10 protein-coding genes and 1 riboswitch are annotated in these 12,919 nt (G+C 72.8%); of the genes, 5 read left to right on the forward strand and 5 right to left on the reverse strand.

What is annotated here, in order from left to right; genetic code table 11:
* Positions 1-72: 72 nt before the first annotated feature.
* The 5 genes from K3N28_RS10525 to K3N28_RS10545 all read left to right on the forward strand — a co-directional run bounded on the left by K3N28_RS10525 (position 73) and on the right by K3N28_RS10545 (position 6,627).
* The gene (locus tag K3N28_RS10525) at positions 73-1,971 is read left to right on the forward strand and encodes a right-handed parallel beta-helix repeat-containing protein (protein ID WP_228092489.1); all 1,899 of its coding nucleotides are present in this window, start codon (positions 73-75) and stop codon (positions 1,969-1,971) included.
* Positions 1,972-1,995: 24 nt separating this feature from the next.
* Positions 1,996-2,196 carry a hypothetical protein gene (locus K3N28_RS10530; RefSeq protein WP_228092490.1) on the forward strand — a complete coding sequence of 67 codons (201 nt, stop codon included), beginning with the start codon at positions 1,996-1,998 and terminating at the stop codon, positions 2,194-2,196.
* An 88-nt stretch (positions 2,197-2,284) separates the two neighbouring features.
* Positions 2,285-4,576, forward strand: coding sequence for an AAA family ATPase (locus K3N28_RS10535; RefSeq protein WP_228092491.1), 2,292 nt, complete (start codon positions 2,285-2,287; stop codon positions 4,574-4,576).
* A gap of 51 nt (positions 4,577-4,627) precedes the next feature.
* Positions 4,628-5,443, forward strand: coding sequence for a potassium channel family protein (locus K3N28_RS10540; RefSeq protein WP_228092492.1), 816 nt, complete (start codon positions 4,628-4,630; stop codon positions 5,441-5,443).
* Positions 5,444-5,565: 122 nt separating this feature from the next.
* Positions 5,566-6,627, forward strand: coding sequence for a glycosyltransferase (locus tag K3N28_RS10545; RefSeq protein WP_228092493.1), 1,062 nt, complete (start codon positions 5,566-5,568; stop codon positions 6,625-6,627).
* 6 nt (positions 6,628-6,633) lie between these two features.
* Here K3N28_RS10545 and K3N28_RS10550 read toward each other — a convergent pair whose 3' ends face one another.
* The 5 genes from K3N28_RS10550 to K3N28_RS10570 form a co-directional block, all read right to left on the reverse strand.
* Positions 6,634-7,659 (reverse strand): GNAT family N-acetyltransferase, encoded by a 1,026-nt coding sequence (locus K3N28_RS10550; protein ID WP_228092494.1) that lies wholly within the window; start codon positions 7,657-7,659, stop codon positions 6,634-6,636.
* Positions 7,660-8,124: 465 nt separating this feature from the next.
* Positions 8,125-9,387 carry a threonine synthase gene (gene thrC, locus K3N28_RS10555; protein ID WP_228092495.1) on the reverse strand — a complete coding sequence of 421 codons (1,263 nt, stop codon included), beginning with the start codon at positions 9,385-9,387 and terminating at the stop codon, positions 8,125-8,127.
* Positions 9,388-9,401: 14 nt separating this feature from the next.
* Positions 9,402-9,505, reverse strand: a riboswitch (SAM riboswitch).
* Positions 9,506-9,814: 309 nt separating this feature from the next.
* Positions 9,815-10,678 carry a dihydropteroate synthase gene (gene folP / locus K3N28_RS10560; protein ID WP_374209749.1) on the reverse strand — a complete coding sequence of 288 codons (864 nt, stop codon included), beginning with the start codon at positions 10,676-10,678 and terminating at the stop codon, positions 9,815-9,817.
* 152 nt (positions 10,679-10,830) lie between these two features.
* Entirely contained in the window at positions 10,831-11,931 is a 1,101-nt protein-coding gene (locus K3N28_RS10565) for a hypothetical protein (RefSeq protein WP_228092497.1), read from the reverse strand.
* Positions 11,932-11,966: 35 nt separating this feature from the next.
* Positions 11,967-12,857, reverse strand: a complete 891-nt coding sequence (locus K3N28_RS10570; RefSeq protein WP_228092498.1) for an HAD family phosphatase — start codon at positions 12,855-12,857, stop codon at positions 11,967-11,969.
* Between the last annotated feature and the right edge of the window lie 62 nt (positions 12,858-12,919).

Consider the following 12,919-nt stretch of genomic DNA (forward strand, 5'->3'; position numbering starts at 1 on the left):
GCCGCTCGCTTTGGCCCCCAAGCGCTTCGCGCGGCCCTTCCCCGAAACGCGCACGCCCCCTACGCTGAGCGCATGCCTCATCCCCGTGCGGCCGCCTTCGGAGCCCTCCTCACCGCGACGGCCATCTGCGCCTCCCTCCTCGCCGGAGCCCTCTGGACCGAACCCCCGCCCGCGCCCCCGGCCCGGCACGCCCTCGACGACGTCCCGTCGGGGGCGGCGCCGCCCGAGTACCGGGAGGACGGCCCCTCCCTCCTCGTCTGCCCGAGCGACCCCGAGGACTTCACCGAACGCAACGAAGGCGTCGGCTACAACAAGCGCATCCAGAACGAGCGGCTCTACGAGGAGTGCCCCGAGCGCGGCTACACCAGCCTCGCCGACGCGGTCGCGGACGCCCTCGCGACCGACGGGACCCGGGTCCTCGTGCTCCCCGGCCACTACCCCGGGACGGGCGTGCAGATCCTCGACGCCCCCGACGACGCCGCCGAAGGGCCCGGCGAAGGCGCCGACCTCCAGATCGAAGGCCTCGGCGACAGCCCCGACGACGTGCAGTTCTCCGCCGGATTCGACCACGACAGCGCGCTCGTGATCGGGTCCCGCATGAGCGTGTACCTCAAGGGCTTCATGCTCACCGAGGCCCGCGTCAGCGGCCTCGACCTCGGCGGCGTCCACAGTGCCGTCGTCGAGGGCGTCGCCGGGGTCGGCAACCGCGCCAACGGCCTCGCGATCGGCGGCGCGGGCCCGGTGGCCGTCCTCGACTGCCGCGCCGAAGGCAACGGCAACGCCGGGATCACCCTCAGCGGGCTCCAGACCACCGTGGACTCCTGCGAAGCCACGGGCAACCGCATCGGGATGCGCGTCGGCGGCCAGACCGACCTGGAACTCACCGGCAACCACCTGCACGGCAACGCCACCGGCCTCCTCATCGCCGAACCCGTCGCGGACGCCGGCCTTCGCGTGAGCGGGAACCTGATCCACGACAACAACGCCGAGGCCGAGATCGACTCTCCGGCCTGTGAACCCGAACGCGGCGGCATCGGCGACGCCGGGGTCCGATGCGTCGACCTCACCGCCCCCGCGGGCGTCGGCGTCGCCATCAGCGGCAGCGGCGTCCACCTCGCCGACAACCACATCTGGGGCCAGCGCCTCGCCGCCGTCGCCGTGTGGTCGCCCACCGGCGGGCCGCGGGCCGAGGGCAACCGCATCGAAGGCAACACCCTCGGCTTCCGCGACGACGGCGCCCGCTCCCGCAACCGCATCGACCTCTGGTGGGACGGGACCGGCTCGGGCAACTGCTTCGACCAGCCCGCCCACCACACCACCCCCGACGTCCTCCCCGGCTGCGGCGCCTCGGTCGACCGCGTCTACGGCGACCCGCTGCGGGCCTACAAGGTCTGGCGCTGCGGCCCCGAGGCCGTCGCCGGCGGCGAGGCCCCGACCGGCTGCGACTGGCTCGGCGCGACCTCTACCGATCGGATCGAGTTCCAGGCCGCGGTCCTCTTCGCCACCTCCCTGCTGTTCCTCACCGGCGCGGGCTGGCTCGCCGCCGCCCGGGCCCCGATCGCGCCCCGGCCGCACCAGATGACGTTCTCCGCCATGGCGACCGGCGCGGGCGCCCTGCTCCTGCTGCTCGCCCTGTGGTCCGGCCGGGCCGACTACGAGGCCATCGCGATCGGCCTGTGGGGCCTCGGCTGGCTCCTCGCGGGCCGCTCCTGGCGCCGGTGCGGCCTGCCGTTCTTCGGGACGTTCACCGGCCTCATCGGCCTCCTCGCGGTCGTGGACGCGCTCGACCGCGGCGTTTGGACGATCGCGCCGCTCCCGGTCTCGCCCGCCTGGCTCTGGCTCGCGCTCCTGCCCTTGTGGACGCTGGTCGCGCTGGGCGTCGCCTTCCGTCCGCGCGCCCGCGAGGAGGAGCCTGCCCCGGTCGAGCGCACACCGGTGACCGCGCCGTCGCACGACCGCTTCGACTGGTAGCCCCCGATCGCGTAATCTGGGCCCATGACTTGGACCTGGAAGCTCGAAGACGCCGACGGCAACGCCATCGAAGCCCCCGACAGCGACCTGGGCAGCCAGGGCGACGCGGAGTCGTGGCTGGGCGAGCGCTGGCGGGAGTTCGCCGAGCAGGGCGCCGCGACCGCGATCCTCATGGAGGACGGCCGTCAGGTCTACCGCATGGAGCTCGCTCCCGCGGAGGAGTAGACCGCGCCCGCCGCGGGCGCGACCGGTGTGGCGACGGGCGCACCGCGACCGTCGCCGTTCGTTCCCGCGCCGTAATAGGCTGGGCGGCGTGACCGACTCTGGTTCCCTCACGTTGACCGCCACCCGCGCCCGCGCCGCACTCGACGCCCGCCGCGGGATCGTCCGCCTCCACCCCGAGGCGCTCACCGCCCTGGGCCTGCGCCCCGGCGACGCCGTGGAGCTGACCGGTCGCCGCGCGACCGCCGCGATCGCGCTCGCGGCGGACCGGTACGCCTCCCGCCGCGCCCTCTACGCCGACGACCTCACGCTCGGCAACATCGGCGCGCGCGACGGCGACGCGATCCGCCTGGCCCCGGTCGAGCTGACCGCGGCCGACCGCGTGGTGCTGTCCGGACCGGCCTCGGCCGTCGCCGTCGTCGACCCCGACACGCTCCGCCTGGCGCTGCTGTCGAAGGTCGTGAGCGAGGGCGACGACGTGTCCCTCCTGCCGATCGAGCTCGGCGACGCCCAGCGCGAGCTCGTCGCCTCGACCCGCCGCACCCTCAACAACACCCTCGGCATGGGCTGGACCACCATGGTGCTCAACGTGGTCGAGGCCGATCCGGCGCACGCCGCCATGATCACCTCGGACACGCGCGTCGAATGGGAGCACGACGTCCCCGACTCGATCGACGTCTCCCTCGCCTCCGGCCGCACGGTCTCCCTGGGCCGCGCCGGCGCCCCGATGCCGGCGTCCTACGGCGGCGAGGCCGCCGCTTCCCGTCCCCGCGCCGAGGCGCGCGAGCCCGTCCGGGCGCCGGCCGAGGCCGTCCCCGGCATCGCCCCGATCCCCTACGACGAGCTCGCCGGGGCCAAGATCCCCGCCGAGGAACTGCGGGAACTGCTCGACCTGGGCTTCAACCACCGCGAGGTCCTCAAGGTCGTCGGCACCGACATGGCCCTCGGGGTCCTCGTCTCCGGCCCCTCGGGGGCGGGCAAGGCCACCGTCGCCCGCTCCGTGGCCGCCGCCGTCGGCGCGCGGATCAGCGAGGTCTCCGGCCACGACCTGGCCGCCCTGGAGGCGAACGCGGCCGCCGACCGGCTCCGCGCCGCCGTCGCCGCGCTCGACGCGCCCGGCGTGCTTCTGGTCCGCGGGGTCGAGGCGATCGCCCCGGCGGGGAAGCGCACGCCCCTGGGCACCATGTTCGCGCAGCTCGTCGACGAGGTCCTCGCCGATCCGGGCGAGCACGCCGTGGTGTGCACGACCGCCCGCGTCGAGGACGTCGACACGGCCCTCCGCTCGCGCCTCGAGCACGAGGTCGTCGTCCCGATGCCCGACACCGAGGCCCGTCGCGACCTCCTCGTCTACTTCACCCGCGGCATGAAGGTGGCCGAGGACGTGAAGCTCGAGTCGGTGGCGCAGCGCGCCCCCGGCTACGTCGCCTCCGACCTCGCCGTCATGGTCCGCGAGGCCGGCGTCCGGGCCGCCATGCGCGCCAAGGACGGCGGCGCGACGGCCCTGCAGCCGTCCGATTTCGACGGCGCGCTCGAATCCGTGCGGCCGACCAGCATGTCGGGCGACTCGGTCGAGCTCGGCGGCCTCACCCTCGCCGACGTCGGCGGCATGGAAGACCTCAAGCAGACCCTCACCGAGACCGTCCTGTGGCCGCTGACCTACCCGGACGCGTTCACGCGCCTGGGCATCGAGGCCCCGCGCGGCATCCTCCTCTATGGACCTCCCGGGTGCGGCAAGACCTACATCGTCCGCGCCGTCGCCGGCGAGGGCCACGCCAACGTGCTCAGCGTCAAGGGCTCCGAACTGCTGAACAAGTGGGTCGGCGAGTCGGAGAAGAACGTCCGCGAGCTGTTCCGCCGCGCCCGCCAGGCCAGCCCGACCCTGATGTTCTTCGACGAGCTCGACGCGCTCGCCCCCGTGCGCGGCGGCGGCACCGACGGCGGCACCGCCGACCGCGTGGTCGCCGCGCTCCTGACCGAACTCGACGGCGCCGAGTCCCTGCGCGACGTCGTCGTGGTCGGCGCGACCAACCGGCCCGACATGATCGACCCGGCCCTCCTGCGGCCCGGCCGCCTCGAACGCCTGGTGTACGTGCCGCCGCCGGACGCCCGCGGACGCGCGGACATCCTGCGCGCCAACGCGAGGAACGTGCCCTTCGCCGACGACGTGGACCTCGACGCCGTGGCCGACGAGCTGTGGCTGTACTCGGCCGCCGACTGCGCCGCCCTCGTCCGCGAGGCCGCGCTGACGGCGATGCGCGAGTCCCTCGAGGCCAGCGTGGTCACCGCCGCCCACGTGGAGCAGGCGATCGAGCGCGTCCGCCCCAGCCTCGACCCCGAACAGCTCGAATACCTGGAGAACTACGCCCACAGCCGCGAAACGTGAGCGAATCGTCACTGAGCGCACGCGGTCGCTCGGCCGGTTAGCCTGGGGGGCATGTCCGCCCTCCCGCCGCCCGACGCTCCCGACGCCCACTGGCCCCCGCAGCTGACCGCCTGGGAACGCGCCACCCACATGCCCCTGCTCGCGCTGGCCCTGCTCTTCCTCGTCGCCTACGCGGTCCCGATCCTCTACCCGGGCGTGCCGGACTGGGCCCGGACGGCCGCGACGGGGGTGTACGTCCTGGTGTGGGCGGTGTACGCCGTCGACCTCGCCGTCCGGGTCGTGATGGCGGGCCGCGGCAACCGCCTCCGGTTCCTCGTCACCCACCCGCTCGACCTCCTCATGGTGCTGCTGCCGCTCCTGCGGCCGCTGCGGGTCGTCCGGGTCGTCGTCCTGCTGACCGAGGTCTTCCGCCGCCACGCGGAGGCCTCGAAGCGCTTCCAGGCGGCGTTCTACGTCGTCACCGTCACCACCATGATCCTGGTGGTCTCCAGCCTGGCGATCCTCGACGCCGAACGGGGCTCGGAGGGCACCCAGATCGCCGACCTCGACGACGCCATGTGGTGGTCGATCGTCACCGCCACCACCGTCGGCTACGGGGACATGGTGCCGCAGACGGTCGAGGGCAGGGCCATCGCGGCGTTCCTGATGTTCGCCGGGATCGGCCTCTTCGGACTGGTCAGCGGCTCGCTCGCGTCGTGGTTCGTCGACCGCGTCTCGTCGGCCTCCAAGACCGCCGAACGCGCCGAGGCCGACGAGCTGCGCGAACGCATGGACCGGCTGGAACGGCAGGTCGGCGAGATCCACGCGGCCCTGGTCCGGGACCGCCCCTCCCCGGTCCGCCAGCGCGCCGAGTCCGATCCGGACTGAACCCGCAGCGCCCTTTCGGCGATTGTTCGTCCGGCGTTCGGGTCCCCGTCACCGGAGTCGGCTAGCGTGCCGGGAGTCCGAGCCGGTGTGGCGCCGTCGCACCCTTCCGGGAGGGATCCCCCATGCGATTGTCGCGACTGCTCCCCGCGCGCCTGCGCCGAAGGCTCCGCACCGCGGCCCTCGCCCGCGACGCCCGCGAGGGGCCCGCCCACGGCCCGCTGCCGACGTCCTCGGACTTCCTGCACGTCATCGCCACACGCCACGGCATCGGCGTCTTCGACGAGCAGTGGTTCGCCTACCGGCAGCTCCTCCTGGAGCACCTCACGCTCGCCTCGCTCGACGCCCAGACCCACCGCGACTTCCTGTGGGTCGTCGCGATCGACCGCAACATGCCCCCGGTCGCCAGGAAGCACCTCGAGGCGCTGGCCGCCGACCGCCCGTACCTGCACCTCGCCGAGACCGAGCTGAAGCGCGACTTCGTCCCGGACCTCGTCGTCCGCGTCCGCGAGGAGGCCAAGGCCCGCGGGAAGGCCTGGGTCCTCACCACGCGGCTGGACGACGACGACGCGATCCACCGCGACCTCGTCGGCCGCCTCCACCAGGAGGCGGCCGCCCACCTCGCCGAAGGACGCGACAACCCCGCGATCCTCGCGCCCACGCTGGGCTGCAACTGGGTGCCGACCGCGGCGGCGGGGCACCGGGCCTACCACCACAGCCCCTCCATCGGCCTGAGCCTCCTCGAGCCGGCCGCGCGCGCCGCCACCGTCTACCGCCGCAACCACAGCACCCTCGGCCAGATGCTCGTCCCACAGGGCGTCAGCGTCCGCCACCTCGACGGCGAGACGCTCTGGTGGCTGTACGCCCACACCGGGCTCTCCGACCAGCAGCGCGAAGGCTCCGAGCGCATGTCCAAAGTGGCCGACCATGCGCACGCCATCGCGCTCGACGCCGCGATGCTCGCCCGCTTCGGCGTCACCGCCGAAGGGGCGCGCCTGCTGCGGCGCACCCCCGAACCCGAGCCGCACGAGACGCTCCACCTCCTGAACCGGCGCGGACTCGACGTCGAGCAGGAGATCCACGAGCTCCGCGAGGCCCTGCGCGACAAGGACGACGAGCGCCTGCGCGAGCGGGTCGCGAAGCTCCACGCCGAGCGCCGCCGGATGCACGAGCGCCTCATCCGCTGAGGACGCTCAGGCGAGCTTCTTCTGGTAGACGTTCTCGAGGCAGGAGATCCGGTAGCCGACCGCCTCGTTGATGCTGATCATGTGCTCGTTGGACACGGCGTTCCCCGTCCACACGTACCGCATCCGCGGCCGCCACTCGCGCACGCGCCGCTGGTTGGCGATCTTGAGGATCGTGCCCAGCCGGTGTCCGCGGAAGCGCGGGTCCACGATGGTGTCCCCCTGGACGCAGTGCCGCTCCTCGCCGCCTTCGACGATGATCTCCGTGAAGCCCGCCACCGCGCCGCTCTCCTTGTGGCGCACGGCGACCTGCAGGTGCAACTCGCCCCGCAGGCGGCGTCGGCGCTCCCAGTCGAGGAGCCGGTCGCGGTCGACGACGGCCTCCTGGAGGTCCCACTCGCCCAACGGCATGTCGGTGTACATGCGGGCGTGCAGGTACGCCATCCCGTCGACGAGGTCCTCGGGCGGGGCGCCGACGAACGCGACGACCTCGAAGCCCTCGGCTCGGGTCCAGGCGTCCTCCCACAGCCGGTCGAGCGCGTCCTCGTCCACGGCGTCGAGATCGCAGACGCGGACCGCGCATTCGAGGGACCGCTTGAAGCCCTTGCCGACGGCGAAGACCGAGCCGACCTCGCCGACGGTCGGATCGCCCGGGCCGGGAGCGGCGAGCCACACGGACATCGTGTCGCGGCCCTCCTCGGCGGCGCGCTGCTCGGCGTGGCGCAGCAGGGCCGAGCCGACGCCGCGGCGGCGCTCGCCGGGACGGACGGACAGGTCGAATCCGGCCAGGTGCGTGTTGTCGAGGTCCGAGAGCGAGAGCGAGAGGCTGCCGAGCACGCGGCCGTCGACGACCGCGGCCCACTGCTCGTTCCGGCCGTCGGCGCTGCTGGTCACCAGGGAGCTCAAGGGCCGCATGGGGTTCCACGGCCGCTGGTGGGGGGTGTCGTGTTCGTGGGCGGCCTGTTGCGCGTCGAGCCAGGACCGGACCAGGGCGTGGTCGGACGGCTCGACCCGCACGATGTCGTAATGCGTCATGGTCCTGAGTGTCGCGGACGGGACCGACGCGGACAAGCCGATTACCGTGCGCGACGATCGGCTCGGACGCGGAAGGTTTGGAGGGGAACGACTCTGGGAACGCCTGGTTCGACGGAGCCGTGAGCGAGAGGGACGCGTTCAAGAGGACGGCGCTCGAAGCGGTTGCGTCACAAGGATGGGCTCAGAAGGAAGCGTGGTCGGGAGACCGCAGTTCCTGACACCGGCTGGCGCTGCTCGACACGTTCTAGCCCCAGGACTCGCAGTCAACCGGGTGAGTGGCGACAGGACGACTGCGGCCTCCCGCAAGAAGAATTCTTGCTCATTCAGTGAATAGGGTCAAGACCCGCACCTGGCTTCTTTTTGTCGGGTATCCGACACAAGCCTTCTCACCGCTCACGCAGAGTGATAATTTCAGGGGTTCGGAAAGCGCTTAAACGCCAACGGTTCCCGAACCCCTCACTCCACTCAGGAGGACAGCAGCCCGGCTTCCTTCGCGGCCTTCAAGGAAGGCTTCACCGTGTGCGTGGGCCCCACCAGGGACGACACGGCGTCCAATGTCTTCAGACCCTCGCCGGTGTTGTAAATGACCGTCTCCGCCTGCGGGTCGAGCTGGCCCGACTCCAGCAGCTTACGGAGCGTAGCGACGACCACGCCGCCGGCCGTCTCGGCGAACACGCCGGTGGTCGAAGCGAGGAGCTTTACGCCTTCGCGGATCTCGTCGTCGGAGACCTTCGCCATCCCGCCGCCCGTGGACCGGCACGCCTCGATCGCGTACGGGCCCGCGGCCGGGTCGCCGATGTTGAGGCTCTTGGCGATGCCCGTGGGCTTCACCGGGGTGATGACGTCGGTGCCCTCGGCGTACGCGTCGGCGATCGGGCTGCACCCGGCCGACTGCGCGCCGAAGACGCGGACCTTGCCCGGCTCGGTCAGGCCGATCTCGGCCGTCTCCTCGAACGCCTTGTGGATCTTGGTGAGCAGCTCCCCGGAGGCCATCGGCACCACGACCTGCTCGGGCAGCCGCCAGCCGAGCTGCTCGGCGACCTCGTAGCCGAGCGTCTTGGAGCCCTCGGCGTAGTAGGGGCGGATGTTGACGTTGACGAACGCGGTCGTCTCGAACTCGTCGGTCTCCGTCAGCTCCGAGCACAGCCGGTTGACGTCGTCGTAGGAGCCCTGCACCGCCACGAGCGTGCCGCCGTAGATCGCCGACTGCACGATCTTGCCCGGCTCCAGGTCGTGGGGGATGAACACGATCGAAGGGACGCCGGCGCGGGCGGCGTGGGCGGCCACCGAGTTCGCCAGGTTCCCCGTCGAGGCGCACGCGAAGCGGTCGAAGCCGAGCTTGATCGCGGCCGAGACGGCCGTGGAGACCACGCGGTCCTTGAACGAGTGGGTGGGGTTGGCGCTGTCGTCCTTGACCCAGAGCCGGCGCATGCCCAGGGCCTTCGCCAGGTGCTTCGCGTCGATGAGCGGGGTCAGGCCGGGGTCGAGGCTCACCCGGTCCTCGGGGTGGACGCCGACCGGCAGCAGCGGCGCGTAGCGCCAGAGGTTCTGCGGACCGGACTCGATCTGCTCGCGCGTGACCTTCGCGAGCGCGTCGAGGTCGTAGTCGACCTCGAGCGGGCCGAAGCACTCCCAACAGGCGTGCTGGGCGATCAGGTCATACGTGGCGTTGCAGTTGCGGCAGACCAAACCCTTGGCAGGGCTGTCGGCGAAAAGCGCGTTGGACATACGAGAAGGCTCCTCCCTCATCTTTCCCGCGCAGCGGGCCGGAATTGGCACCTGCCGACTCGTTCGGTGGTTGCCGCAGCGTCGCAGGGCCGGACCCCTCAGCTGCTCTGGATGAAGTACGAGCCGAATGCTACGGGTGTGACGGGGCGATCTGCAACCGGTGTTCCAGGTTTCGAGATGCGCTCGCGATACGACCCGGCCGACCGGCCAGGCGTGCGAGCGCAGGTCACGGCCCCATGAGCCGCCTCGCGGGCGCCCCCGGATTGTCGTCGATCTGTCAGCGGGCGCGCCGGTCGCGCCCGGGTCCTCGCCGATCCGCCCCGTGCCTCGGCCGTCGTCCTGGGAGCGCCGGTGGCCGATCGCGGCGGCAGCCTCGGCCGGGCCGCGCGAACGTGCTCGGGACCCCGCCCGGACGCTCGCCGATCCGTCAGCGCGCCCGGCGCGTCGCCAGCCATACCGCGCGCGCGTCGGCCGTCCCGGCCACGTCGTGGACGCGCACGCCCCACACGCCCGCCTCGAACGCCAGCACCGAGGTCGCCAGCGTCGCCGCCTCCCGCCGCCCCACCGGGCGCGGCTTGCCGCTCGCGTCCTCCAGGAGCCCCCCGAGGTAGGACTTGCGCGACGACCCGAACAGCACCGGGTAACCCAGCGCCACGAACTCGTCCAGGTGCGCCGACAGCCGCCAGTTGTGCTCGGCCGACTTCGCGAACCCGAGCCCCGGGTCCAGGATGAGCTTGGAGCGGTCCACGCCGGAGTCCAGCGCCGCCTCGACCCGGTCCTCCAGTTCCGCCTTCACGTCCGCGACGACGTTCTCGTAGCGCGCCAGCCGCTGCATGTCGGACGAGTGGCCCCGCCAGTGCATGAGCACCCAGAGCGCGCCGGTGTCGGCCACGACCCGCGACATGTCCGGGTCCGCCAGGCCCCCCGAGACGTCGTTGACGACGCTCGCGCCCGCGTCGATCGCGGCCGCGGCGACGGCCGCCCGGGTCGTGTCGATCGAGACGGCCAGGCTCCGTTCGGACAGGGCGGCCACCACGTCGACCACGCGGGCGATCTCGGTCGCGGCGTCGACGCGCTCGGCCCCCGGCCGGGTCGACTCGCCCCCGACGTCGATGAGGTCGGCGCCCTCGGCGCCCATCTGCTCGCCATGGGACACGGCGTCGTCGAAGTCGAGGTAGCGCCCGCCGTCGGAGAACGAATCGGGGGTGACATTGAGGACGCCCATGATCACCGGCCGGGCGGGGCCGGCGGGCTCGGGCGCGATGCCGCGGTGCGGCAGACCGCCCGGCATCGCGACGCGCGGCGTGGCGTCCGACGCGTCGGACGCCACGGGGTCGAGCCGCGGCGCGGGGTCGAACGGCGGCACCGGGTTGAGCGGCGGCACGGGGTCAAGCGGCTCAGTCACGGCCTCGACGTTACTCCGGCGCGTCATGAGCAGCGCACTCATTCAGCGAGGTCCGTGAGGTCCAGCACGTGCCACACCAGCAGTTCCCCGGTGCCGCTGGACCACCACAGGTGCCGCGCGTCGGCGCCCGTGTCGCCCGCGCTGGAGGCCACCAGGTACGCCGAGTCCGCTTCGAGGTCGAACAGCGTCACCGTCGTCCCGTCCCCTGTGGTCGCCGTGGTCTCGGCGAGCGGCTCGAAGCGGTCGATGAGGCCGACGTCCGGCGAGACCGCCGACGCGAAGCCCTCCGCGACCGTGACCCGCTCGCTCCCGTCTGGACGGACGAGGTCGATGCGGGAGCCGTCGGGGGAGGTGACGACCAGCCGGCACCAGGTGGCCGAGCACAGCGTCAGCTCGTCGGCTCCGGAGAACACCTTGACGCCCGCGCCGGTGTCGGTGCGCACGAGCTGCGCCCCGCCGAGCGAGTCGGACCCGGCGCTGGCGAGCCACGGCCACGCGGCCGACTGCCAGGCGCCGCGGTGGCCGACCACGTCGACGTCGCCGCCGTCCCAGCCGATCGACCGGCGCTCGGTGATCAGCGTCTCGCCGCGGGCGGTGGCGAGCCAGTGGAGGCGTTCGGCGGCGAACTGGAGGTCGTAGGCGCTGCCGGCGGTGATGACGTCGCCGGTGTCGGCGGTCAGGAGCACCGCCTCGCCGGGCCGGCCGTCGGCGTCGCGTTCGGCGGTCCACAGCTCGGACTCGACCCGGCCCTGTTCGTCGGGGACGGACTGGATCCACGCGAGGCGCTCGTCGGTGGCCGCGGTGGCGACCACGCCGGGCACGCCGCCGGGTTCGGCGATCACGGTGGACGAAAGCGCGCCGTCGGCGTCCTGCTCCAGGTAGACGAGGCTCCCGGCCTCGTCGGTCGCCAGGAGGGCGTGCGCGTCCGCGTTCGGTCCGTCGAGCACGGCGAGCGGGGTCCATGGCGCGCCGTCGAGGTGACCGGGCCAGTCGACGGGTTCGGCGTCCCAGGTCTCCCACACGGTCGGCACGGCCTCGGGCGCGGCGATGCTCTCGGGGCGGTCGGGGGAGGGCCAGGCGAGCCACGCGAGGGCGAGCACCGCCGTCCCCGCGAGGGTGAGCCGCTGCCCCGTGTCCATCTGCCCCTTCGTGTCCGACCGGCCTTGCGGCCCGCTCAGTCCCGGTCGCGGGACTTGTACAGGTAGAACAGGCCCGCGCCCACCCCGGCGGCGGCCGCGGTCGGCAGCGCCAGCTTCGCGGCGCGGCGGCCGCGGCGGAAGTCGAGGACGGGCCAGCCGTAGTGCCTGGCCTGGCGGGCGAGGCGCGCGTCCGGGTTGACCGCGATCGCCTTGCCGACCTTGCGGAGCATCGGCAGGTCGTTCGCCGAGTCCGAGTAGGCGGTGCAGGTCTCGAGGTTCAGGCCGCGTTCGAGCGCCAGCTGCTCGATGCCGTCGGCCTTCGCGGGGCCGTGCATGAGGTCGCCGACGAGGCGGCCGGTGTAGCAGTCGTTCTCGATCTCGGCGATGGTGCCGAGCGCGCCGGTGAGGCCCAGGCGCGAGGCGAGGATGCCGGCGAGCTCGACCGGGCTGGCCGTCACGAGCCAGACCTCCTGGTCGGCTTCGAGGTGGCGTTCGGCGAGACGGCGGACGGGCGCGAGGATCCGCGGCGAGATGTCGCGGTCGACGACCTCTTCGCACAGGGCGCGCATCTCCTCTACGGGGAATCCGGCGACGAGTTCGAGCGCGGAGGCCTTGATGGAGGAGATGTGGCCGTGGTGCTCGGCGTGGAACTTGAAGCGGGCCTGCTTCCAGGCGAAGTTGAGGATGTGGCGGGCGGAGAGCACACCGTGCTTGGCGAGGGCGCGGGCCAGCCAGTAGGTGGAGGCGCCGTGCATGAACGTGTTGTCGACGTCGAAGAACGCGGCGGAGGGGAGGTGGGCGAGTTCGTCGTCTCCCGGAGCCGCGGGCTCGACGACGACGGAATGGGTCAGCGCGGTACCGCCGGCCCGTGCTGTAGGCGGACGGGGCGTGGCGGAGGCGGTTGAAGGAGCCTCGATCTCAGACACCCTAAAAGCCTACAAGCCTCAGGCAGACGGCCTGTAACGCGAGCACGCGAGCCCGGTGAATT

It is taken from the genome of Glycomyces sp. TRM65418 (assembly GCF_019710475.1).
Lineage (GTDB): Bacteria > Actinomycetota > Actinomycetes > Mycobacteriales > Micromonosporaceae > Glycomyces.